Source organism: Aquabacterium sp. (genome assembly GCF_036279655.1).
GTDB lineage: Bacteria > Pseudomonadota > Gammaproteobacteria > Burkholderiales > Burkholderiaceae_C > Aquabacterium.
In genome coordinates, this window is record NZ_DASUIT010000060.1 from 128,473 (window position 1) to 151,874 (window position 23,402).

A 23,402-nucleotide genomic window follows, 5' to 3' on the forward strand; every position below is an offset into this window, starting at 1 on the left:
CTCAGGTCGCCCGCACGCGGGTCACCTTCTTCTTGCGGCCCACGCCCATCTGGGCGCCGACCATCTTGATGAACACCCACAGGCCGGACTCATCGGGCTTCGGTGCCTCACCACGCCCGATGCGCTTGAGCTGCCCGGTGTACCAGGTGATCTCCAGAATGCCCTTGTTGTCGATGGCACGGATGCCCGTCTTGATGGGGCGCACCTGGTAGCGCGGCTGCTGCCCCGCCAGCAAGCGATTGGGCAGATCGGTTTCCAGCGCCAGTGCCCGCGCCAGCCCCACACAATCCACCGCCCCCGATTCGATGGCGGCGGCCATGCCCTCGATGGAGCGAAAGCCCCCGGTCACCACCAGCGGCACCTTGACGGCCTGGCGGGCCTTCTCGGCAAACGCCAGGAAGTAGGCCTCGCGCTGACGCGTGCTGTCCTTGACCGGCTGCTGCTTCACGCCCGTCATCGCGGGTGCCTCATAGGTGCCCCCCGAGATCTCGACCAGGTCGATGCCTTCGGCCTCCAGCGCGCGGATCACATCCAGAGACTCCTCTTCGGAAAAACCGCCACGCTGGAAATCGGCCGAGTTCAGCTTGATGCCGATGGGGAAGTCCGACCCCACGGCCGCACGCATGGCGCGATAGACCTCCAGCACAAAACGCCGACGCTTCTCCGGGCTGCCGCCCCACTCGTCCGTGCGACGGTTGTGGTGCGGCGACAGGAACTGGCTCACCAGATAACCGTGCGCCCCGTGGATCTGCACCCCCGTGAAGCCGGCCTGCTTGACCAGCCCCGCCGCCCGCGCATAACGCGCGATCAGATCGCGGATCTCGGCATCGGTGAGCTCACGTGGGGTGGCGAACAGCAACTGCATCTCGGGCCGAAAGGGCACGGCCGAGGGGCTCACGGTTTCCTTGTTGAGCCCCTTGGGCGATTGCTTGCCCGGGTGATTGAGCTGCACCCAGCATTGCGTGTGGTTGCGTGTGGCCGCCTGGGCCCAGGCCTTGAGCTCGGCCATGTGGCGATCGTCCTCGATGACGACATTGCCCGGCTCGCCCAGTGCGCGCCGATCGATCATCACATTGCCCGTGATGCACAGACCGATGCCACCATCTGCCCAGGCCCCATACAGGCGCACCAGCTCGGGCGTGGGTGCGCGCTCGCGATTGCCCAGGGCCTCGCTCATCGCCGATTTGAACAGCCGGTTCTTGATCGGCACACCGCAACGCAAGGTCAGGGGTTGAGACAAAACAGCCTGGGGTGTCATCGATACGTCTCCGGCAAAAAACAAACATCAGGGCCAGCAGCTGCTCGCCACAAGAGCGTCATTGAACACCAAAACCACAAATCCACGCCCGAAGACGGTGCAAAGGCCCATGCATGACGTGATAAACCCCAATTTCTTTGACGTTGCAGGGCGACAAACCCCAAGGAGCGCTGGTTTTAAGGGGGAAGTGGCATTACCATCGTGACGCTGAGACGCCAGAGGATCGTGTGTTCATGCAGCACACGCCCGGCGCCCACGTTCAGATCTGACCTCGATGGAGTGAATTCACATGGCAACTGCGAAGAAGGCCCCGGCCAAGAAGGCTGCGGCAACGAAGGCGGCTCCCGCTGCAAAGAAGGCCCCCGCCGCCAAGAAGGTCGCTGCAAAGCGCACCCCCAACGCCGCCTTCATGAAGGCATTGACCCCCAGCCCGGCACTGGCCGCCATCATTGGCGCCGCTCCGCTGCCGCGCACCGAGGTCACCAAGAAGGTGTGGGAGTACATCAAGAAGCACAATCTGCAAGATGCCGCCAACAAGCGCAACATCAACGCAGACGACAAGCTGAAGGTGATCTTCAAGAAGGCTCAAGTCTCGATGTTCGAGATGACCAAGCTGATCAGCGACCAGCTGAGCTGATCGTCGCGGGCTGCACAGCCTGCATGATCGAAACCCGGCTTCGGCCGGGTTTTTTTATTGGGGCAGCGCGATCACGAACCGGCTGCCACCGCCCTCGCGGGCTTCGCATCGCACCGAGCCACCGTGGCGCTGCGCGATCTGGCGCACCAGGCTCAGGCCCAGGCCCACGCCGCCGGCGTGCTCCGCATGACCGGGCAAGCGATAGAAGGGCTCGAAGATGCGCTCGCGCTGCGCCTCGGGCACACCCGGCCCGCGATCCTCGACCAGGATCTCCAGCATCCCGCCCGGCTGACGCACCGAGACCTGCACTGCACTGTCCGGATCACCGTCGCCATCGGATCGCCCATAACGACGCGCGTTTTCCAGCAGATTGCGCACGGCCCGGCGCAGCAGGCGCTCGTCCGCCTGAACAGTGAGATTGCCCTGCCCGGGCGCCACCTGGACCTGGGCGCCCGTGCGCTGAGACTCTTCGGCCAGCAAGCCCCACAAGTCCAGGCTCTGGCGATCCAGTTGTGGGCGAGCATCCAGACGACTGGCCAGCAGCACCTCTTCGACGAGCGCATCCAGCTCACGGATGTCTTCGTGGATTTCCTGCTGCAACTGCGTCGACTTCTCGGGGGGCATGTCGGTCAACATGGACACAGCCATCTTCATGCGCGCCAGAGGCGAGCGCAGCTCATGGCTGGCATTGGCCAGCAAGGAACGGTGCGCGGCCACCAGCTCTTCAATGCGCTGCGCAGCCTGGTTGAAGCTGCGCGCCAGATCGGCCACCTCGTCGCGCCCCTCGACCTGCACACGGTGCTGCAACTGCCCTTCACCGAAACGCTCGACCCCGCGGCGCAAGGCCTGCAGACGGCGTGTCAGGCGATTGGCCACCGGCCAGGCCCCCAGCGCCACGGCCACGAACACCACCACCAGCATCACCGCCAGCCCCTGTGCGCCGCCCGCCCACCCCGGAGGCAGCATCCAGGCCAGCGGCGACAGCCATGGCTCATCCCGGGGCCCCGGCGGCGGAGGGCCCATCATGCGTGAGCCCGGTGGCGGTCCATTGCCTCCGGAGCGGAACAGCCACAAGGTGCGCCCGTCTTCCAGCTTGACGGAATGGAGTCGCTGCTGGGCATCGGGCCAGTGCGCCATACGCTCATGGAGCAAGGGCGACGTCACCATGCGTTTGCCACGCGCATCGTCCAGCGCCAAAGGCAAGCGCAGGCGCTGGGACCACTCCAGCACTGCCTGACGCTGCTCAAGCTCTGGTGCATCGCCCTTGGGCAGACTGTTTTCCAGCAGCTCAGCCCAGGCGGCCATGCGATCGTTGTTGGCGCTTTGCGACTGAAAGCGCAAACGCTCGTGCTCCAGATTGCGCTGTGCCAACCAGCCTGCGCTCAAGGCAAAGAGCAGCAGGACGGTGACCACCGCCAGGTAGATGCGCAGCGCCAGGGTCTTCATTCAGGCCTCGGTCGCGTCCTGCTTCTTGGCGAACACATAGCCCACACCGCGCACGGTGAGGATGCGTTGCGGGTTCTTGGGATCTTCTTCAATGGCCGCGCGGATGCGCGAGATGTGCACATCGATGGATCGATCAAAGGCCTCCAGCGGATGGCCCTTGAGCGAGTCCATGATCTGGTCACGGCTGAGCACCCGCCCGGGATGGCGCGCCAGCACGGTGAGCAGGTCGTACTGATAGGACGTGAGGTCGCAAGCCCGACCATGGATGCGAACCTGCCGCAGACCATTGTCGATCTCGAGCTGGCCAAAGCGCCAGACATCGTCGTCGGCCTGCGCTGCCGAGCTGCGACGCAGCAAGGCGCGCAGCCGCGCCAGCAACTCGCGGGGCTCGAAGGGTTTGGGCAGGTAATCATCGGCCCCCACCTCCAGCCCCACGATGCGATCGGTGGGCTCACCACGCGCGCTGAGCATCAGCAAAGGCAGGCTGCGGGTGCGCGTCGAGGCACGCAACTCACGACACAGATCCAGGCCGTCGCCATCGGGCAGCATCAGATCCAGCACCAGGGCATCGAAGGTCTGACGGGCCAGCAACTCGCGCCCAGCAGCCAGGCTCGGTGCAGTGGTCACCTGATAGCCGTGGCTGCGCAGGTAGTCACCGACCATGGCACTGAGCCGCAGGTCGTCATCGATCATCAGAATGTGCTCGCTCATGTCAGGCATTGTCGCGCGCTCCAGGGGTGGCATTCAAGCTCCAGTCCGTCCATCAGTGATGAGGGGCGCTGGGCGCAGAGGCCGCGCCCTCGGCACGGGGGCCATGTCGGTGGGCATGACGCTGCTCACGACGCTCCTCGTGCTGCTTGAGATGCTGCGCCGCCTGGGCACGCTGCTCGGGCGTCAGCACCTGAGCGATGTCCAGCATGGCCTTGAGCGAACGCTTGGAGACGGCATCATGCTGAGCCAGCATCTGCTGGCGCAACTTCTCGGCCGCCCCCGCATCCAGCTTGGGTTGCGACAGCAGCGTCAGCGATTGCTCGTGCAGCTTGCGCACGCCCTGGTGCTGCTGATCCAGATCCTGGCGCGCGGCGTCAGCGATCTGCCTGATCTGCTGGCGTTGCACATCCGTGGCCTTGACCTGATCGAGCAGGCGATCAAGGCCACGCCCACCCAGCATCATGGGGCCCATGCCCCCACCCTGACGGGGTGAGGTACCGTGCATGCATACGCCCCCGGCTTCGCCATGCATGGGCCCCGCCCAGGCCTTCATGGCCGAGGTGGCGGCCATGATGCCGCCCACCACCATGAGTGAGGCGGCCGCCAGGCGCACGCCACGGATGCTCCACAGTGTTTGAACACGGGTGCTGGAAGAGATTGGGGTCATGAGCTGGGCTCCTTGTGCCAGACCGGGCACACCATGTGCACCGATCGATGCATGCATCGTGGCGCACCTGGGTAAAGCGACTGTGCGCCCCCCGTAAAGATGTGTGAATGAAGAGCCCTTGAATTCCTGCCTTGTTCAGGCCCTTCAGATCCTGGGCTTTCCAGACAATCACTCTGCGCTGGTCCTGCAGACGCCAGCGCCATCATGGCCCACATGGAAAGGATGTCCCATGTTCATGGACTTTGCCCGTGCAAGCGGGCGCCACCCACGGTCTGCAACCCGGGTCTCTGAGAACAAGCGCCCGGGGCTGACTGAATTCTTCAAATACCACGGCCTGTGGGCCCCTGGTGTACGGCTGTTCAGACACCTTGACTTTCGTAGCAAAGCCATGGTGATCTCACTGGTGTTCACCCTGCCCATGATCTGGGTGTCCTGGCAGTACTTTGCAGACAAGGCCAGCGCTGTTGAATTCTCATCCCGAGAGCGGCAGGGGGTGACTTACGCGCGTAGTCTGATGCCACTGATGGTAGCTTTACAGGCACAACGCGCCCAGGCACTGCACCAGGATGGCTTGGCCACACAGTCCACGGTTCTGTCGACACAGGCTGAGCACCGCGACGCACTCACGGGTTTGCAGCACACGCAGCGATCGCTGGGATCCATGCTGGGCACAGACAAGGTCTTCCAGGTCATGGAGGCTTCATTGAGCACCCGTGCATCAGGTGCAGCGGGCTTCGACACGGTATTCCTCTCGCATTCCCGATCCATCGAATCATTGCTCCAGGTGTTGTCCGCCTCCACCGATGGCTCCAATCTCACGCTGGACCCGGATATCGATTCCTACTATCTGATGGATGCATCGATGTTCAGGCTGCCCCTGCTGATCGAGTACGTCGCTCAATTGGGGGAGCTCCATGCACGCGTCATTCAGACACGGACGACCACACCAGAGCAGAGCCGTCGCATCACGGAGCTGGCGGTGATGGCGACGGCACAAATCCAGGCCCTGAGGGATGGCTTTCGCAAGGTGCATGACTACAACCCGACGCTGCAATCTCGTCTGGTCCCTGATGATGTTCTGACCCGCACCGCCGTACTGATCGACAACACACGGCGGTCCCTCCAGATGCCCCCGGGTCCATCTGGCGATGCGAGCGCGCCCTTGGCAGTCACGCGTGCTTTGAGTCAAGACCTGCTCGCCTTGAACACACAAACCTCTGCGGTCCTGGATCAACTCATTGTCGACCGGATATCGAACATGACAAGCGCCAGGATGATCACCGCCGCAGTGATGGTGATCGGCCTTGCCCTGGGCGCCTACCTCTTCATCTCGTTCAAGAAAGTTCTGGACGGCGGGCTGCGCGAAATCATCCACCATCTGGATGCCATGCGCGATGGCGACCTGACCACGCGGCCTCATGCCTGGGGCGGCGATGAAGTCGCCCACCTGATCCACTCCCTGTTGAGCATGCAGTGCGCCATCAGTGACGTGGTCCAGCGTGTCCGAGAGTCGTCCAATCTGCTGCTGACCAGCGCCCAAGAAATCCGCTCGGGCTCCATGGACCTGTCAGAGCGCACGGAAGCCACGGCGGCCAGCCTGGAGTCCTGTGCAGCCACGATGGCCTCGATGTCGCGCAGCGCACACCTGAGTGCAGACAACAGTCAGAAGGCGGCTCGCCTTTCATGCGAGAACGCGGCCGATGCCCAACAGGGGTCGGCCGTGATACAGCAGGTCATCGACCACATGGCTGCTGTTCAGAGCAGCTCTGACCGAATCAACGACATCACCGGTGTGATCGACAGCATTGCCTTTCAGACCAATCTTCTCGCGCTCAACGCAGCCGTCGAGGCTGCTCGGGCGGGCGAGCAAGGCAAGGGCTTTGCCGTGGTGGCCTCGGAAGTGCGCGCGCTGGCGCTGCGTTCAGCCACCGCAGCGCGTGAAATCAAATCATTGATCTCCGCCAGTTCTGCGCAGGTGGAGCAAAGCACACAGGTCGTGAAGGTCGCCGGCTCTGCCATGCATGAGCTCCGACACAACACCAATCACATCCGCCAGTTGTTGGTGGACGTCTCCGATGCCGCAGGACAGCAAAGCACGAACATCACTCAAGTTGGCGCCAATCTGCAGGATCTGGACCGCTCTACCCAGCAAAACGCCGCCCTCGTCGAACAAACAGCGGCCGCTGCAGCCTCCATGCGAGACCTGGCGGAACAACTGTCGATCCAGGTGGCATCGTTCAAGGTCGCAGCCTGAAGCGCCCCGGGGCGCTTCACTACGCATGCGGACGTCGATCCTGCCACTTGCTTCTGAGTGCCGCATAGAGCTCCGCTGGCCCCAGCAGGATGTGCTTCAGGCCCTGGCGGACCTTGTCCGAGTCAATGGCCTGCTTGCTCATCGTGCTGTGCGCCTCGAAGGCGTCCAACGTCTACTCCCTGTGGGAGGTGCTCAGTTTTCTTCTCGATCGTCGTCTTCGTCCAGCGGCAGGCCCTGCATGGCCCTGCTCACGGCGGCTTCGATTGCATCCAGCACATGCGCCTGCACCCGATCGGCGTAGCGTTTGCGCCGGTTGTTGGACAGCATGCCCTTGTTCTGGAAGATGGCCACGATCAGGTTGGCCAAGTCGCTGCCGCGCAGGTCATGGCGCTCGTTGATGTGGTGCTTCACACGGTCAAACAGACCCAGAAACTCCACCTCCTGACGCATGTGCGTGTCCAGCGAAGCCTCGGCCATGGCCAGGGTGAAGGTGGCAGCTTCGGTCAGGTCCATGTAGCGGAACCAGGTGTCAGCCTCCGGTACCCACTGATACGTGTAGTGCTCATCGCCGGCCCAGGTCACCTGGCACAACTGACGGGCCGGTTTGCTGAAGGTGGTGAGCGCGTGCAGGTACTCGGCCTCGTGCTTCTTTAGGGCCACCGAGATGGGCAGCAGGAACTGCGGCGGCAAGCGGCCCGACTGCCCCAGGCAATGGTGGATCAGGTAGCGCGACAGGCGCCCGTTGCCGTCCATGAAGGGGTGGATGAACACGAATGCGAAGGACACCACCGCTGCATGCACCAATGGGTCCAGCTTAGCGGCACGCTGGTTGGTCAGACGCATCAGCCCATTCATCAGGGCCACGGCCAGCTCTGGCTCGGGCGGTACGTAGGTGACCCCAGCGGCACCGGGCACGTCCCGCTGAAGGCGGTTCTGCTCGGTGCGGAATTGCACGGCCTTGTCAAAAGGGTTGGAGATGGCAGCGTTCTGCAACTCCACCAGCCAGTCTTCTGTGAGCGGGCGCTGCTCATGGGAGCGACGCAGCAGGGCGGCAAACCGTTCGGCTTTGTCTGCGGAGGGGGCTTCGCCCTCGATGGCAAAAGAGCCTTCGGTCTCGCTCAGGTAGGCCCAATTCAGAGCCCGCTCCAGCATGGCCTCACCCACGGATTCGGCAAAAGCCTGGGCCTGACCCAGGATGTCTTTGTCGATGAGCGCCATCAGCGCCGGGGTCTTGCGCACCACCGGGCAGAAATGCAGGTCACCCAGGCCATTGAACTCGATGCGCCAGCGGGCATCACGCTGGGGTGGGCCCACAAAGTATTGCTCTGGGTCGAACAGCGGGGCGTAAGCCGAGGCCACGCCAGGGTCAGCCAGGCCGGGCAGCCGTTGCTGGTGCACGGCTTCCCACAGGTGGCCCAGCTTGCGGCCATACATGCTGTTGGGTGTGGCCTGCACACAGGCCACCAGCTCTGCCGGCGGGATGCGCCGCAGGGCGCTCACCAGCAAATCCAGCCTGACGCCCTCGTGCTTGAGGGCGAACATGGCTTGCTGCAGCAGCGTAGGCTCAGGGGCCAGCTTGTGCGGCACCAGCATGGCGCCATCGTCCAGGCGCTCGATGCGGTTGACAGGCGCCAGCCGAGCGCGATGCTTGCCCAGGAAATCTGGGACCCCCACCGCGTTCTGGATCCAGGCGTAGCCAATGTCGCTCATGTCAGCAAGAGCCTTTCGGGCAGAAAATCTTCAGATTCGAAGAATTATCTTCAAAAATGGAGTTGGATGTCATTTTTTCTTCAGTCGGCCCGCACAACTCACCAGATCCCCCGTGCGGCAGCCCGAGCTCAGAAAAATCTTCATAGCGCCCACTTTTTCTTCAGAAGCAGACTGTCGGACAACTTTTAACTCAGCCCGCTTGCCGCTTGACCTCATCCAAAGTACGCCCCTCGGGTGTCTTCCACTCCAGCCAGCCATTCGCCGTGCGCCCCAGCAGCGCCACCGCCGCCATGCTGGGCGAGCGGAACAGGTGGTCGCTCCATTACGAGCGATCCGTGACAACCTTCTTCCACTCCACGCCAAGGGGGGGTTGACCACATCCTGCCCCTTGATGAGCATGTCGGCCTTGCAGATAGCGTGCGACTCGGGGTTCAGCTCTTGCCCGTACACCGTGAGGCGGGCTTGATGGCTTCCAGCACGCAGTCCAGGCGACGCAACACGGTGAAGGGCAGTGAACACCAGCACAAACCAAAAACAAAAAGCCCAAGTGAATCAATCACTTGGGCCTCATGCTTGGCGGAGAGGGTGGGATTCGAACCCACGGTACGTTATTCACGTACGCCTGATTTCGAGTCAGGTACATTCGACCACTCTGCCACCTCTCCTAAAACTGGTGCGTCCGTGGTCAACGGCGTAGCCTGCTAGTATAGCAGCACTTGCGGGCCATCTTGCAAGCCCGTCAGATCAGCCGTGCAACACCTCGGCACCACCCAGGTAAGGGCGCAAGGCCGCCGGCACGCGGATGCTGCCATCGGCCTGCTGGTGGTTCTCCAGCACGGCGACCATGGCGCGGCCCACGGCCAGGCCCGAGCCATTGAGGGTGTGCACCAGCTCGTTCTTGCCGGCCGCCGTCTTGAAGCGCGCCTGCATGCGGCGGGCTTGGAAAGCCTCGCAGTTGGAGCAGGAGCTGATCTCGCGGTAGGTGTTCTGCGCGGGCAGCCACACCTCCAGGTCATAGGTCTTGGCAGCGCCAAAGCCCATGTCGCCCGTGCACAGGGACATCACGCGGTAGGGCAGCTCCAGCTTCTGCAAGATGGCTTCGGCATGGCCCACCATCTCTTCGAGTGCGGCGTAGCTCTGCTCTGGCGTGGTGATCTGCACCATCTCGACCTTGTCAAACTGGTGCTGGCGGATCATGCCGCGCGTGTCACGGCCCGCGCTGCCCGCCTCGGAGCGGAAGCACGGTGTGTGGCCCGTGAGCTTGAGCGGCAACTGATCCAGCGGCACGATGGTGTCGGCCACGGTGTTGGTCAGGGTGACCTCCGACGTGGGAATCAGGTACCACTTGTTGCCTGCCGCATCGCCATCACCCGAGGTGACATGGAACAGGTCCTGCTCGAACTTGGGCAACTGGCCGGTGCCTTCCAGCGCGCGGGCCTGCACCAGGTAAGGCGTGTAGCACTCGGTGTAGCCATGCTCCTGGGTCTGCACGTCCAGCATGAACTGGGCGAGCGCGCGGTGCAGCCGGGCCATCGGCCCCTTGAGGAAGGTGAAGCGCGAACCCGACAGCTTGGCACCCATCTCGAAGTCCAGGCCCAGCGGCTCGCCCAGGTCCACATGGTCCTTGGGTGCAAAAGCGTAGGTCTGCGGCGTGCCCCAGCGGCGCACCTCGACATTGCCCGACTCATCCGAGCCCACCGGCACGCTGTCGTGCGGCAGATTGGGCACCGCCAGCAACATGCCCGACAGCTCGGCCTGGATCACCTCCAGGCGCTCGGCGCTGGACTTGAGCTCGTCAGCGATGCCACCCACCTGGGCCATCACGGCGCTGGTGTCCTCACCCTTGGACTTGAGCGCACCGATCTGCTTGGACAGGCTGTTGCGCTGACTCTGCAGCTCTTCCGTACGGGACTGGATCTGCTTGCGCTCGGCTTCGAGCGCGCGGTAGGCCGCCTCGTCCAGGTAGGGCTGGGGGTTCTTGCGCAGGGCCAGTTTGGCCAGAACACTGTCCAGGTCTTTGCGCAGCAGGGCGATATCGAGCATGGTGAAGGGAGATGAATGGTTTGCGTAGATTGTAGGCAGGCGGTGTGACACCCCTCACGGGGTGCTCACGGTGTGACGCGTTCGCCGGGGTAGGGCCGATCCAGGCCCGTGCCGCCCAAGCCCTTGGGCAGCGGAAAGCGCACATGCTCCTCCACACCTTGCATGCGACGCACCGACACGGCCCCCAGGGCCTTGAGGCGCTGGATGACCTGCTGCACCAGCACGTCCGGCGCCGAGGCACCCGCGGTCAGGCCCACGCGGGGATGGCCCTCGAACCAGGAGACCTGCAGGTCCTCGGGACAGTCGACCATGTGGGCAGGTGTGCCTAGGCGCTCGGCCAGTTCGCGCAGGCGATTGCTGTTGGAGCTGGTGGGGCTGCCCACCACGATGACCACATCCACCTGGGGCGCCATCAGCTTGACGGCATCCTGGCGGTTCTGCGTGGCATAGCAGATGTCCTGCTGCTTGGGCTCGCGGATCAGGGGGAAGCGCGCCTTGATGGCCTGGAGGATGGCGGCCGCATCATCCACCGACAAGGTGGTCTGCGTGACCACCGCCAACCTGGCGGGATCGCTCACCTCGACACGAGCGACATCGGCTTCGTCTTCGACCAGGTAGATGCCGTCGGACAACTGCCCCATCGTGCCCTCGACCTCAGGGTGCCCCTTGTGGCCGATCATGATGAACTCATAACCCTCGCGGCGCAGCTTGGCCACCTCGATGTGGACCTTGGTCACCAGCGGGCACGTGGCATCAAAGACCTGAAAGCCTCGGGCATCGGCCTCGCGACGCACCTCCTGGCTCACACCATGGGCACTGAAGATCAGGGTGGCGCCGGGCGGCACATCGGCCAGGTCTTCGATGAAGATCGCGCCCTTGGCCTTGAGGTCGTTGACCACATAGGTGTTGTGCACGATCTCGTGGCGCACATAGATGGGCGCACCAAACTGCGCCAGCGCGCGCTCGACGATCTCGATAGCACGGTCAACGCCCGCGCAAAAGCCGCGCGGCTCGGCCAGCAGCACATCCTGAACACGGGTATCGGGCATGGTCACAGCACCCCAATGATCTGCACTTCAAGGGTCACGCGCTGACCGGCCAGAGGGTGGTTGAAGTCGAACAGGGCCCATTGCCCTTCGGGATCGAGCTCGAGCAGCACGCCCGCAAAACCACCCTGGCCATCGGGCGTGGGGAACTGCACCACATCGCCCACCGACCAGGTCTCGTCGGGGTCGCCCAGCTCGCGCATGAGCTTCATGGCCACACGCTGCAGCAGATCGGGGTTGCGCTGACCAAAAGCCTCGCCCTCGTCCAGGGACAAGGTGGTGCGCGTGCCCTCGCTCAGGCCGATCAGGCGGGCCTCCATGCCGGGTGACAGCTCACCCGAACCGATGGACAGGGTGGCCGGCTTTTCGATGAAGGTGTTGACCAGATCTTCGCCATCCGGCCCGGCCAGACGGTAGTGCAAGGTCAGGAAGGAGCCGGGTTGGACGATGGGCGCAGCAGTGGTCATGGTGTCACAGCCCACCCCTAGTGAGGATGGCGCTGGCAGGAGCGTAAAAGCACAATTTTAAGGATTCACAGACACACTCAGGGAAATATCCTCATGAAAGATCTGCCCCTGGCCCTGCGCCCCCGGGAAAAGCTGCTCGCGCAGGGCCCGGCCGCACTGGCCGATGCCGAGTTGCTGGCCTTGCTGCTGCGCACGGGCCTCAAAGGGCGTGGCGTGCTGCAACTGGCCGAACACACGCTGCAGACGCTGGGCGGCATGAGCGGCCTGCTGCAGGCGGCCCCGCAGCAACTCAAGGGCATCAAGGGCCTGGGCCCGGCCAAACGCGCCGAGCTGCTGGCCGTCACCGAAATGGCCCGGCGGGGCATGAGCGGTCAGTTGCGCAATGAGCCCGTGTTCAGCTCACCGCAGGTGGTGCGCGACTACCTGCAACTGCAGATCGGCAGCCTGCCCCACGAGGTCTTTTGCGTGCTGTTCCTTGATGCGCAACACCGCCTGCTGGCCTGCGAGGAACTGTTTCGCGGCACGCTCACGCAAACCAGCGTCTACCCTCGCGAGGTCGTCAAACAGGCGCTGCAGCACAACGCGGCGGCGGTGATCCTGGCCCACAACCACCCCTCCGGTCTGCTGGAGCCCTCACGCGCCGACGAGTTGCTCACGCAGACGCTCAAGAGCAGCCTGAGCCTGATCGATGTGCGCATCCTCGACCATTTTGTGGTGGGCTGCACGGGTGCTGTCTCATTTGCAGAACGCGGCTTGCTCTGATCTGCCTCAAGGTTGATGTAGTCTTGTGGGCGTGAGCCAACGCAAAAACGCATCGCCCGTCACCTTGAACGACTTCGCCGACCTCAAGAAGGCGTTGCGTGAGGCTGCGCGCACCGCCGCCGCACAGCGTGAGGCCGAGCGTGCCGCCGCTGCCGAGAAGGCAAAGCAGCAACGCCGCCATGAGGCCGACAAGGCGCTCTTCGCCCAGGCGGTCGGCCCGGTCAACAAGCTGCCCGACACCGGCCGTGTCAACGCGCGCCCAGCCCGCCCCGAGCCCGTGCCGCAATGCCGACAGCAGGACGAGCAGGCCGTGCTGCGTGAATCCCTCTCCGACGAGATCGATGTCGACAGCCTGCTGGAAACCGATGAATCGCTGGCCTTCCGGCGGCCCGAACTGGGCGCCGATGTGCTGCGCAAGCTGCGCCGCGGCGTCTGGGCCTTGCAAGGCCAGATCGACCTGCACGGCCTGCGCACCGAGGAAGCCCGAGTGGCCCTGAGCGGCTTCTTGCGTGAATCACAACTGCGGGGCTGGCGCTGCGTGCGCGTGGTGCACGGCAAGGGCCTGGGCTCGCCCGGGCGCGTGCCGGTGATCAAGGACAAGGTCAAGCGTTGGCTGGTGCAGAGCGACCGCGTGCTGGCCTTCGTGCAGGCCCGGGGCGACGATGGTGGCGCAGGCGCCCTCATCGTACTGCTGCAATCGAGCACCCCCAACCAGCAAGCCCAGGAAGCCTGAACCGCCCTACGGGCTCACACACCCCGGTTGCGCATCCAGTCGGCCGTCTGGAAAAAGGACTGCTGCAGACGGGCCTGCAAGTCAGGGTCGACCCCCAGCTCGCTCATGGCCCGCGACATGCAGGCCACCCACTGATCTCGCTCGATGATGCCGATGGAAAACGGCAGATGGCGCGCCCGCAGGCGTGGATGGCCGAACTGTTCGATGTAGAGATTGGGGCCGCCCAGCCAGCCGCTGAGGAACCAGTAGAGCTTGTCGCGCGCCTCGTCCAGGGTCGAACCATGCGCGGCCCGCAACTCGGTATAGGCCGGCTCCAGATCCATCAAGTCATAGAAGCGGTCCACCAGCGACCGCACGGCAGCATCGCCACCCAGCCAGTCATACGCGGTGCGGCCCTGAGGGACCTGGTCGTCATCGAGTTCACTCATGGGCGGCACTGTAGCCGCAAAGCCATCACCCCGCGCAACGCTCAGTTGCGGGAGTTCAGGCGCGTGGCGATCTGCACCACGCCCTGCGAGGCGGGGCAACCCGGGTGCAGCTCCAGCAAGAGGGAGCGGCGCTGCACGGCGGCGCGCACGGACGGATCCAGTGGGATGTCTCCCAGGAAATTGAGCTTGGGCGCCACACCGGAAGGCGTCAGCACGAAGCGCTCGATGACCTGCTGCAGTTGCTGGCAGATCACACGCCCCTCGCCCGTGCGGCTCACCTGATTGACCACCATGTGCAATTGCTCGCGCCCTTGCTGCGAGGCCAGCACCTTGACGGTGGCATAGGCATCGGTCATGGAGGTGGGCTCGGGCGTGGCCACCACGATCACTTCATGGGCCAGCGACAGGGCGAACAGCACAACATCGGAGATGCCCGCACCGGTGTCCAGCAGGAGCACATCGAAGCGGGGCGACACCGTGGTGATGATGTCGAGCAGTTGTTCACGAACCTCGGGCGTCAGGCGCGAGTACTCGACCAGGCCGGAACCCGCCAGCAGCACCGAGAAGCCCCCGGGCGCAGGCAGGATGGCCTCTTCCAGCAAGGCCTTGCCGGTGAACACATCGTGCAGCGTGATCTTGGGGTAGAGATTGAGGACCACGTCCAGATTGGCCAGCCCGAGGTCGGCATCCAGCACCAGCACCTTCAGGCCCTGTCGGCTCAAGGCCGCGGCCAGATTGGCGCTGAAGAAGGTTTTGCCCACCCCACCCTTGCCGCTGGTCACAGCCAGAGTGCGCGCCAGGCGCACGGACGGCGGGGCGGGGGACAGCTCGGGTTCGGTCATGATCGCAGTCATGAAAGGGTTGTCGGCAGTTATGCCTGCAGACCTGAGCCCAAATCAGTAACAGAGAGTGCGTCAGATTGCCCAATCTGCTCGACTGTGCTGAACAGCAGTTCCTTTTCTTCGTTGCTGACCGACGTGATGGCCTGAGCTTCCAGGCAGGTGCGGTTGCGCCCTTCGCGCTTGGCGCGGTAGAGCTGCTGGTCAGCCCGCTCAGACCACAGGGCCGCCGACGAGCGCACCCATTGAGGCGCAAACGCGCCGCCCACGCTCACCGTGACGGTCAGCACCTGACCACCCACCAGGGCCACAGGCTGGGCTTCGATCTTCTTGCGCACGCGCTCGGCCACGGCCTGCCCGAAGGTGGGCGGGCAGTTGGGCAGGATGATGGCGAATTCTTCGCCACCCACGCGCGCCACGGTGTCCATGGGACGCACGCAGTCCTGCAAGGCATAGGCCACGGACTGGATGACCATGTCGCCTGCGGCATGGCCATGGGTGTCATTGATCTTCTTGAAGTGGTCGATGTCCAGCACCAGCAGGAGCGCGGGTTCGCCAGAGCGGGCCACCCGGTCGATCTCGCGGGCGATGGCCACCTCGAACTGGCGGCGATTGGCCAGCCCCGTCAGGGCATCACGGCTGGAGACCTCGCACAGGCCATCGATCAGGGCCTGAAACCAGGGCGTGCTGCCCGCCACGAGCCCATCGGGCAACACCCACCCCGCCTGATTCAGCAAATTGAGTGCCAGATCCACCCGCAGGCCTTGCAGCATGTCGGTGCCAGCCACGTCAGACGAATCGACAAGGGGGGCGGAAGAGGCGATGGCACACGCTCCAATACGTGTAGAGGATGCTCGAAATTTTAGCAGCCTGACCCTGTCGTGCACAGGGAAATGAGGGCTAATACCTAGCGATCTCTGCGCCATGGCGTCATGGATGTGGTGGCGGATGCACACCCGGCTCAAGCCGACGGCTCGCCTTCCGATAACCAGACAAGGGCCTTGGCCCTGTGACCACACTTTGTCTGAGCCACGTCCACCATGAGCGCCTTGCCACAGATGTCCACCCCACCGCTTCAGGATCGCGAATTCTCGTTCAGCGTCCGTGATTTCGAGCGGGTGCGCGCTCTGATCTACCAGCGCGCAGGCATCCATCTGCACGATGGCAAGCAGGCCATGGTCTACAGCCGCCTGTCTCGGCGCCTGCGTGAGACCCGCCACCAGTCCTTCGACAGCTATCTTCAATGGCTGGAGAGCACCTCGGGTGACACGGCCCAGCGTGAGTGGCAGGAGTTCGTCAACTGCCTGACCACCAATCTGACCGCCTTCTTCCGGGAAGAACACCATTTCGACACCTTGGCCGAGCGTCTCAAAAGCGCGGGCCACGGCAATCTGCGCATCTGGTGCTGTGCCGCATCCACAGGGGAAGAGCCCTACTCCATCGCCATGGTCGTGGCCGAGACGCTGGGCTTGCACGCCAACGTGAAGATCCTGGCCACCGACATCGACACCAATGTGCTGACCACGGCCTCGCGGGCCGTGTACGGCGCCGATGCACGCGGCCTGTCACCCGCGCGCCTGCGCTCCTTCTTCCTCAAGGGCAAGGCCGGCAATTCGGGGCAGATCCGCGTCAAACCGGAGCTGGCGCGGATGATCGAGTTCAAACCCTTCAATCTCATGCAAGCCCATTGGTCTCTGGGCGAGCCTTTCGACATCGTGTTCTGCCGCAACGTCATGATCTATTTCGATGCGGGCACCCAGCGCAAGGTGCTGGAACACATCCATGGTGTGATGCGCCCGGGCGGCCTGCTCTTCGTGGGTCATTCGGAGAACTTCACCGACTCACGCGACCTGTTCAGGCTGCGTGGCAAGACGGTGTACGACAAGGTCTAAGCATCCCGGAGCGCCAACCCACCATGATCAGCCCCTCATCCAGCAGTGCCTTGCGCTCGACGGCGGCCATGCCAGCGTCAGCGGCTGCCCTCGCCGCCGGCGCCCTCCACGCCAAGAAGGACCGACTGGCGCGACTGAAAGCCCGCACACCCAAGCCTGGCGAAGCGTCGTTCTTCTTCTATGAAGCGCATTTCCAGTCCGATGCCGTCAAGATCCTGCCCGGCGAGTACTTCGTGTTCGACGAAGATCTCCTGATCATGACGACCCTGGGTTCGTGCATTGCCGTGTGTCTCTGGGACCGCCAGGCCCATGTCGGCGGCATGAACCACTTCATGCTGCCCGACAACGGTGGTGGCGGCAATGACTCGGGTCGGTATGGCTCCTACGCCATGGAATTGCTGATCAACGAACTGCTCAAGATGGGCGCCACCCGCGCGACCCTGGAGGCCAAGGTCTTTGGTGGCGGTGCTGTGCTCTCGGGCATGACCAGCCTGAACGTCGGCGAGCGCAACACCGACTTCGTTCTGGATTACCTCAAGACCGAGCGCATCCCCGTCGTGTCCAAGGACGTGATGGACATCTACCCCCGCAAGGTCTGCTTCTTTCCGCACAGCGGCAAGGCCATGGTCAAGCGCCTGGCACCGAGCAACCCCGAGGCCCTGGTGGCCCAGGAGCGCGCGGCCCTTCAAAAAGCGACCCCCACCACGACCGGTGGTGGATCCGTGGACCTGTTCTGATTCGACTGGAGACCTGTCATGGCCAAGACGCGTGTGGTGGTGGTGGACGATTCCGCCCTGGTGCGCAGCCTGCTGACCGAGATCATCAACCGCCAGCCCGACATGGAGTGTGTGGGTGCGGCGAGCGACCCCTATGTGGCGCGCGAGATGATCCGCAACCTCAACCCCGATGTGATCACCTTGGACGTGGAGATGCCCCGCATGGATGGCATCGACTTCCTGTCCAAGCTGATGCGCCTGCGTCCCATGCCGGTGGTGATGGTGTCGACCCTGACCGAGCGCGGCGCAGAGGTCACCCTCAAGGCCCTGGAGCTGGGCGCCATCGACTTTGTGGCCAAGCCCAAGATCGGCGTGGCCGACGGCCTCAAGCTGTTGGCGCAGGACATCACGGACAAGGTGCGCGTAGCCTCCAAGGCGCGCATCCATCGCCTGCACACCGCGCCTGCCGCCCCTTCCAGCGCCAGCCAAGGCGGCCCCAGTGCCTCGAGTGCCTCGCCTTCGTCCACAGCGGCACCACGCACCACCCTGGCCTCGGTGGGTCGCCTGTCGACCGAAAAGATCATCTTCATCGGCGCCTCCACCGGTGGCACCGAGGCCACCAAGGAAGTGCTGATGGCCCTGCCGGCCGACTGTCCCGCCGTGGTCATCACCCAGCACATGCCACCGGGCTTCACGCGCAACTACGCTGCACGTCTGGATGGTTTGTGCAAGATCCGCGTGAAGGAAGCCAGCGATGGCGAGCGCATCCTGCCAGGGCATGCCTACATTGCGCCCGGCGGTCTGCACCTGAGCGTGGAAAAGTCCGGCGCCAACTATGTCGCCCGCGTGCGTGACGGCGAGCCCGTGAACCGGCACAAGCCCAGCGTGGAGGTGCTGTTCAAGTCGGCGGCCAGCTGTGTGGGGCCCAATGCCGTGGGCATCATGCTCACGGGCATGGGGGCCGATGGCGCCAAGGCCATGCGCGAGATGCGCGATGCCGGCGCCTACTGTGTGGCGCAGGACGAGGCCACCTGCGTGGTCTTTGGCATGCCCCGTGAGGCCATCCAGTCAGGCGCCATCAACGAGGTGCTGCCCCTGACCCAGATCGCCGGCCACCTGATGGATCATCTGCGCAGCACGGCAGGCCCCTTGCTCAGCCGCGTCTGAGTCGCCGCACTCAGGGCCGCCCGACAAAGATCATCAGCGTCGGGCGCACGCCTTCGGCCGAGCCCACAGCCGCATACACCGGCCCGAAGGCCGTGTCCGCCCCCAGGTAGAGGCTGGCGCCATGGCGCCAGTGGCCCTGCCCGACCTCGCCCCAACGCTGCCAGGCATTGCCCAGCTCCAGGCTGCCGCCCACATACAGGCCACGCGTCAAGGGCGCCACGCCCAGCTTGTAGGCATAGCCCGCGCGCACCAGGGCCACCTGCTGGCCACTGAGTTGATCGGTCGCGTAACCCGACAACTGCTGGAAACCGCCCAGACCATAGCGCGGCAGATCAGGCAAGGCGCCCTCGCCGCCCGCCAGGCGCGCGCCCAGTTGGAGGGTGTGCGCGCCCCAACTGCCCACGGCCAGGGCATTCATGTCCCAGCGGCTCATGTCGCCCTCGGATGGCGGCGTGCCCCCATCGACCTGTCGATGGCCGCTGAGGTATTGCCCCTCGACACGCCAGCCCCGGGTCGGAAACCAGGCGCTGTCGAGCTGATCGAACACGGCCCGCAGGCGCACGCCCTCCTCCCGCCAGGACTGCGCACGTGTGACCCCCTCCCACAGGGGCGTGACCAGTTCGGGCGAATCGTGACCGGACTCCTGCGTCCAGCCCAGCCGGAACTCACCCAGTTCACGCCAGCTCAAGCCCACATCCAGGCCCAGCCGACGCTGGCGCCGTGCCAGCGACAAGGCCGGCCCCGCTTCGGGATCGCTGTAGAGCTCGGTCGTGCGGCGCCCCACACCCGCCTGGGCCGACACGAAGGTGCGCAGGCCATCGGGCAGGCGCCAGTCCATGGGCCGCCACCACTCGGTGCTCAACAGGGGGGCAGAACCCAGGCGGACAAAGTTGCGCCACTCGCTGCCGCTGTCATCCAGCCAGTGCCGGTTGTGCGCCAGCTTGAGGTTGAAGGCGCTGCGGCCATTGGTGTTGGTGCTGAAATCCAGGCCCAGTTGCAGGTAATCGGGGCCCCAGGGTTTGTCTTCCAGCTTGAAGGTCAGGCCCTCGCCTTGCGGCCCGGGGCTGAGCTGGTAATCGGTGCGGGCATAGTCGCCCGTGGCCGCCAGACGGATCAGGTCACGCTCAGCCTTGGCCACATCGAACAGCTCGCCCGCGCGGGTCTCCAGGGTATCGGCCAGGCGCTCGGGGTGGGTGCTGCGCGAGCCCTGAAAGCGCACCTCGCGCAAGGGCTGAGGCGTGCTCTGCCGTGCCTGTCGCGCGGATTTCCAGCGCGCGTACTCGGCCTCGCTGACCTTGAGATCCTGCATGCGCAGCACCAGGGCTTCGGCCTGGATCTCGCCCTGGTTCATGAACTCGGGCGCACGGTTGAAATCCGCCGCCGTGAGCTCGTCCAGCGTCGGCGCAATCAGCACATCCTGCGGCGTGAGCGTGGCCAGGCTGCGCTGCACGTTCTGCTCGGTGAGGATGTTGATCATCTGCGAGGTCACGCCAGTCAGCGTCGACAAGGTGTCACGCCGTGCCAGGGGGGTGCCGATGTTGACCACGATCAGGCGCTCGGCTCCCATGGCCCGCGCCACGTCCACCGGCGTGTTGTTGACCAGACCACCGTCGCCCAGGAGGCGGCCATCCACCTCGACCGGCGCGAACACCCCCGGCACCGACATGCTCGATCGCAAGGCCGTGGCCAGATCGCCCGAGCGCAGGATCACGGGCTGACCGGTCTCCATGTCGGTGGCCACCGCACGGAAAGGGGTGGGTAAGCCGTCGAAATCGGCCACCTGCCGGGCGGGCAAGGTCAAACGGCGCAGATGCGCCTCCAGACCCCGGCTGGACACCGGGCCGAGCGGTGCCCGCAGGCCGTCCCGGCCGATCCCCAACTCCAGCAGGGGCGAGACCTCGACGTCCTGCTCCTTGCGCCGCTGCGACAACTCACGCCGCTCGACCCGGCTGGCAAACACATTGTCCCAATCCAGGCGCATGACCTCTCGCTCGACGTCCTGGGCACTCATGCCGCTGGCATACAGCCCCCCCACGATGGCGCCCATGGAGGTGCCGGCGATCACATCCACCGGGATGCGCTCGCGCTCCAGCACCTTGAGCACGCCCACATGGGTCAGGCCCCGGGCGCCGCCGCCGGACAGCACCAGACCGATGCGGGGCCGTGAGGCGGCCACGGCCTGCTCCTGGGCAACCTGTGCGGCAGCAGCCATGTCGCCCCAGCACAGCAGCACACCCACACCCAAACCCAGCCCGATGGACAGGGCACGCCCGACGTTCTTCAGCATTCGCATGTCCCCATTGTGCCCACACCCCCAGACTTACCCTCGGTATTCTTGACCTGGGTCAGCTTGGCTGGGAGCATTCGGGTGTCAGATGGCATTGTTGATTCCTGCTGGAGAACAAATCATGCAACTGCTCAAAGATTTCCTGATGACCGACTATGGCCTGATGAGTGCCGTCGTGATCGCCATCACGCTGTTGATGGCCGGATATTTCGCCTGGTACTTCAACAAGCACATCAAGGAAGATTGCGAGCGGTACGACAAGGCGCACGGCAAGGCCTGATCCGCGCCACTCGTCAGACAAAAAAAGGGCTGCCTGTGGGCAGCCCTTTTGTCTTGGAGATCAGATCCGATCAGAAACCCATCTGGGCGCCGATGCCGAAGATATGGACATCGCCATCCTTGGCCAGATCGAACGCACCGACCACCTTGAAATCAGCGTTGATGGCATATTCGATGCCCAGGCCGGCATACAGACCGAACTCGTCATCCTCCGTGGGGATGCCTTTGCCATTCTGCGAGAAATAGCCCAGCCCCAGACGCCCGACACCGGAGAGCTCATTGGTGAAGGCGTAGCGATAAGCGGCCACAGCCGACACGGCGTAGCCTTCGATGCTGCCGCCCGCATTGAACTTGAGCGTGCCGAAATCGGTGTAGGCCACCTCGACCGACAGATTGGGCATCACTTCGTAGCCACCGTAGATCTTGAAGCCGGTGTCGGACTTGTCGCAGGCCACCGGACAATCTTCCGTGTATTCGGTCATCCCGATCAGCGCGCCAGCATAACCCTGGGCCGAAGCCACACCACACGCAGCCGCCAGAGCAACTGCAGACAGAATCTTCTTCATAAAAAGGTCCCTTGACGTCAAAAAACGGCCACCCCGGCCGCGCGAGGGCAAGTCTCTCACGCAGGCCGTGTGATGCGCAGGGGTGGAAGCACCCGGATCCATGGGGTGCGTTGCCCCGGCGCGACACAGCCTGCAGCATGAAAAAAGGGCCGCATCACTGCGGCCCTTTTCTGTGAAGCGAGAGAGGCTTCAGGCGGGCATTTACATGCCCATGCCACCCATACCGCCCATGCCACCCATGTCGGGCATGCCACCGGCGGGGGCGTCATCCTTGGGGGACTCGGACACCATGCACTCGGTGGTCAGCATCAGGGAGGCCACGGAAGCAGCGTTCTGCAGCGCGGTGCGGGTGACCTTCGTGGGATCCAGGATGCCCATTTCGATCATGTCGCCATAGGTGTCGTTGGCGGCGTTGAAGCCATAGGTGCCCGAACCGGCCAGCACGGCGTTGACCACCACGGAGGGTTCGCCACCGGCGTTGGCCACGATCTCGCGCAGGGGGGCTTCCACAGCCTTCAGGACCAGCTTGATGCCGGCGTCCTGGTCAGCGTTGTCACCGTGCACGGCACCGACGGCTTGCTTGGCACGCAGCAGGGCCACGCCACCACCGGCGACCACGCCTTCTTCCACTGCAGCGCGGGTGGCGTGCAGGGCGTCTTCCACGCGGGCCTTCTTTTCCTTCATTTCGACTTCGGTGGCAGCACCCACCTTGATCACGGCCACGCCGCCAGCCAGCTTGGCCACGCGCTCTTGCATCTTCTCGCGGTCGTAGTCGCTGGTGGCTTCTTCGATCTGGATGCGGATCTGCTTGACACGGGCTTCGATGTCGGCAGCTTCACCAGCGCCATCGATGATGGTGGTGTTTTCCTTGCCCACTTCGACGCGCTTGGCCTGACCCAGGTCAGCCAGGGTGACCTTGTCCAGCGCCATGCCGACTTCTTCTGCGATGACCTTGCCGCCCGTCAGGATGGCGATGTCTTCCAGCATGGCCTTGCGGCGGTCGCCGAAGCCAGGCGCCTTGACAGCCACGACCTTCAGGATGCCGCGGATGGTGTTGACCACCAGGGTGGCCAGGGCTTCGCCATCGACGTCTTCAGCGATGATCAGCAGAGGACGGCCAGCCTTGGCCACTTGCTCCAGCGTGGGCAGCAGGTCGCGGATGTTCGAGATCTTCTTGTCGAACAGCAGGACGAAGGGGTTGTCCAGCAGCGCGGCTTGCTTCTCGGGGTTGTTGATGAAGTAGGGCGACAGGTAGCCGCGGTCGAATTGCATGCCTTCGACGACGTCCAGCTCGTTGTTCAGGCTCTTGCCGTCTTCAACGGTGATCACGCCTTCCTTGCCCACCTTGTCCATCGCCGAGGCGATGATCTGGCCGACGTCGGCATCGCTGTTGGCCGAGATGGTGCCGACTTGAGCGATTTCCTTCGAGGTGGTGGTGGCCTTGGAGGCCTTCTTCAGCTCGGCGACCAGGGCTTGCACAGCCTTGTCGATGCC

The 23,402-nt window shown here is 64.3% G+C and carries 24 protein-coding genes and 1 tRNA gene; 8 read left to right on the forward strand and 17 right to left on the reverse strand.

What is annotated here, in order from left to right; genetic code table 11:
* Nucleotide 1 precedes the first annotated feature (1 nt).
* Nucleotides 2-1,258 (reverse strand): NADH:flavin oxidoreductase/NADH oxidase family protein, encoded by a 1,257-nt coding sequence (locus VFW84_RS07370; protein WP_329679798.1) that lies wholly within the window; start codon nt 1,256-1,258, stop codon nt 2-4.
* Nucleotides 1,259-1,547: 289 nt separating this feature from the next.
* On the opposite strand from VFW84_RS07370, the gene VFW84_RS07375 reads away from it, so the two are divergent.
* Entirely contained in the window at nt 1,548-1,895 is a 348-nt protein-coding gene (locus VFW84_RS07375) for an SWIB/MDM2 domain-containing protein (protein WP_329679799.1), read from the forward strand.
* A 54-nt stretch (nt 1,896-1,949) separates the two neighbouring features.
* On the opposite strand, the gene VFW84_RS07380 is transcribed toward VFW84_RS07375, so the two are convergent.
* The 3 genes from VFW84_RS07380 to VFW84_RS07390 are packed head-to-tail and all read right to left on the reverse strand — an operon-like array spanning nt 1,950 to nt 4,719.
* Nucleotides 1,950-3,341: a sensor histidine kinase gene (locus VFW84_RS07380; protein WP_329679800.1), complete on the reverse strand. Its 1,392-nt coding sequence runs from the start codon at nt 3,339-3,341 to the stop codon at nt 1,950-1,952.
* The gene (locus tag VFW84_RS07385; protein WP_329679801.1) at nt 3,342-4,052 is read right to left on the reverse strand and encodes a response regulator transcription factor; all 711 of its coding nucleotides are present in this window, start codon (nt 4,050-4,052) and stop codon (nt 3,342-3,344) included.
* Between the two features lie 52 nt (nt 4,053-4,104).
* Nucleotides 4,105-4,719: a Spy/CpxP family protein refolding chaperone gene (locus tag VFW84_RS07390; protein WP_329679802.1), complete on the reverse strand. Its 615-nt coding sequence runs from the start codon at nt 4,717-4,719 to the stop codon at nt 4,105-4,107.
* Nucleotides 4,720-5,107: 388 nt separating this feature from the next.
* Here VFW84_RS07390 and VFW84_RS07395 point away from each other — a divergent pair, with 388 nt between their 5' ends.
* Nucleotides 5,108-6,973 (forward strand): methyl-accepting chemotaxis protein, encoded by a 1,866-nt coding sequence (locus VFW84_RS07395; protein WP_329679803.1) that lies wholly within the window; start codon nt 5,108-5,110, stop codon nt 6,971-6,973.
* A gap of 19 nt (nt 6,974-6,992) precedes the next feature.
* Here the strand turns inward: VFW84_RS07395 and VFW84_RS07400 are convergent, their stop codons facing one another.
* The 7 genes from VFW84_RS07400 to VFW84_RS07430 form a co-directional block, all read right to left on the reverse strand.
* Nucleotides 6,993-7,142 carry a hypothetical protein gene (locus VFW84_RS07400; RefSeq protein ID WP_329679804.1) on the reverse strand — a complete coding sequence of 50 codons (150 nt, stop codon included), beginning with the start codon at nt 7,140-7,142 and terminating at the stop codon, nt 6,993-6,995.
* A 23-nt stretch (nt 7,143-7,165) separates the two neighbouring features.
* A complete protein-coding gene (locus tag VFW84_RS07405; protein WP_329679805.1) occupies nt 7,166-8,683 on the reverse strand; it encodes a Fic family protein in 1,518 nt (505 codons plus the stop codon).
* A gap of 190 nt (nt 8,684-8,873) precedes the next feature.
* Complete coding sequence (locus VFW84_RS07410; protein ID WP_329679824.1) at nt 8,874-8,993, reverse strand: DUF4357 domain-containing protein; 120 nt, start codon at nt 8,991-8,993, stop codon at nt 8,874-8,876.
* 264 nt (nt 8,994-9,257) lie between these two features.
* A tRNA-Ser gene (locus VFW84_RS07415) sits at nt 9,258-9,348 on the reverse strand.
* A gap of 79 nt (nt 9,349-9,427) precedes the next feature.
* Nucleotides 9,428-10,726: a serine--tRNA ligase gene (serS, locus tag VFW84_RS07420; protein ID WP_329679806.1), complete on the reverse strand. Its 1,299-nt coding sequence runs from the start codon at nt 10,724-10,726 to the stop codon at nt 9,428-9,430.
* A gap of 65 nt (nt 10,727-10,791) precedes the next feature.
* On the reverse strand, nt 10,792-11,775 hold the full coding sequence (gene ispH / locus VFW84_RS07425; protein ID WP_329679807.1) for a 4-hydroxy-3-methylbut-2-enyl diphosphate reductase: 984 nt from the start codon (nt 11,773-11,775) through the stop codon (nt 10,792-10,794).
* A 2-nt stretch (nt 11,776-11,777) separates the two neighbouring features.
* Nucleotides 11,778-12,239 (reverse strand): FKBP-type peptidyl-prolyl cis-trans isomerase, encoded by a 462-nt coding sequence (locus VFW84_RS07430; RefSeq protein ID WP_329679808.1) that lies wholly within the window; start codon nt 12,237-12,239, stop codon nt 11,778-11,780.
* A gap of 87 nt (nt 12,240-12,326) precedes the next feature.
* Here VFW84_RS07430 and radC point away from each other — a divergent pair, with 87 nt between their 5' ends.
* Nucleotides 12,327-13,001: a RadC family protein gene (gene radC, locus VFW84_RS07435; protein WP_414638928.1), complete on the forward strand. Its 675-nt coding sequence runs from the start codon at nt 12,327-12,329 to the stop codon at nt 12,999-13,001.
* Between the two features lie 31 nt (nt 13,002-13,032).
* On the forward strand, nt 13,033-13,734 hold the full coding sequence (locus VFW84_RS07440) for a Smr/MutS family protein (RefSeq protein ID WP_329679810.1): 702 nt from the start codon (nt 13,033-13,035) through the stop codon (nt 13,732-13,734).
* A gap of 14 nt (nt 13,735-13,748) precedes the next feature.
* Here VFW84_RS07440 and VFW84_RS07445 read toward each other — a convergent pair whose 3' ends face one another.
* The 3 genes from VFW84_RS07445 to VFW84_RS07455 are packed head-to-tail and all read right to left on the reverse strand — an operon-like array spanning nt 13,749 to nt 15,774.
* Nucleotides 13,749-14,162: a group II truncated hemoglobin gene (locus VFW84_RS07445; protein ID WP_329679811.1), complete on the reverse strand. Its 414-nt coding sequence runs from the start codon at nt 14,160-14,162 to the stop codon at nt 13,749-13,751.
* Between the two features lie 41 nt (nt 14,163-14,203).
* On the reverse strand, nt 14,204-15,004 hold the full coding sequence (locus VFW84_RS07450) for a MinD/ParA family protein (RefSeq protein WP_329679812.1): 801 nt from the start codon (nt 15,002-15,004) through the stop codon (nt 14,204-14,206).
* Nucleotides 15,005-15,033: 29 nt separating this feature from the next.
* The gene (locus tag VFW84_RS07455; protein WP_329679825.1) at nt 15,034-15,774 is read right to left on the reverse strand and encodes a GGDEF domain-containing protein; all 741 of its coding nucleotides are present in this window, start codon (nt 15,772-15,774) and stop codon (nt 15,034-15,036) included.
* A gap of 267 nt (nt 15,775-16,041) precedes the next feature.
* On the opposite strand from VFW84_RS07455, the gene VFW84_RS07460 reads away from it, so the two are divergent.
* From VFW84_RS07460 to VFW84_RS07470, 3 genes are read left to right on the forward strand one after another with little or no spacing between them, the layout of a single operon-like run.
* Nucleotides 16,042-16,893 carry a CheR family methyltransferase gene (locus tag VFW84_RS07460; RefSeq protein ID WP_329679813.1) on the forward strand — a complete coding sequence of 284 codons (852 nt, stop codon included), beginning with the start codon at nt 16,042-16,044 and terminating at the stop codon, nt 16,891-16,893.
* 23 nt (nt 16,894-16,916) lie between these two features.
* Nucleotides 16,917-17,630: a chemoreceptor glutamine deamidase CheD gene (cheD, locus tag VFW84_RS07465; protein WP_414638926.1), complete on the forward strand. Its 714-nt coding sequence runs from the start codon at nt 16,917-16,919 to the stop codon at nt 17,628-17,630.
* An 18-nt stretch (nt 17,631-17,648) separates the two neighbouring features.
* Nucleotides 17,649-18,776, forward strand: a complete 1,128-nt coding sequence (locus VFW84_RS07470) for a chemotaxis response regulator protein-glutamate methylesterase (protein ID WP_329679814.1) — start codon at nt 17,649-17,651, stop codon at nt 18,774-18,776.
* A gap of 10 nt (nt 18,777-18,786) precedes the next feature.
* Here VFW84_RS07470 and VFW84_RS07475 read toward each other — a convergent pair whose 3' ends face one another.
* The gene (locus VFW84_RS07475) at nt 18,787-21,063 is read right to left on the reverse strand and encodes a patatin-like phospholipase family protein (protein WP_329679815.1); all 2,277 of its coding nucleotides are present in this window, start codon (nt 21,061-21,063) and stop codon (nt 18,787-18,789) included.
* 121 nt (nt 21,064-21,184) lie between these two features.
* Here VFW84_RS07475 and VFW84_RS07480 point away from each other — a divergent pair, with 121 nt between their 5' ends.
* Nucleotides 21,185-21,343, forward strand: a complete 159-nt coding sequence (locus tag VFW84_RS07480) for a DUF3149 domain-containing protein (protein WP_329679816.1) — start codon at nt 21,185-21,187, stop codon at nt 21,341-21,343.
* Between the two features lie 70 nt (nt 21,344-21,413).
* On the opposite strand, the gene VFW84_RS07485 is transcribed toward VFW84_RS07480, so the two are convergent.
* Nucleotides 21,414-21,908, reverse strand: coding sequence for an outer membrane beta-barrel protein (locus VFW84_RS07485; protein WP_329679817.1), 495 nt, complete (start codon nt 21,906-21,908; stop codon nt 21,414-21,416).
* A 201-nt stretch (nt 21,909-22,109) separates the two neighbouring features.
* Nucleotides 22,110-23,402, reverse strand: a 1,293-nt coding sequence (gene groL, locus VFW84_RS07490) for a chaperonin GroEL (protein WP_329679818.1), incomplete at its 5' end; no start/stop codon positions are given.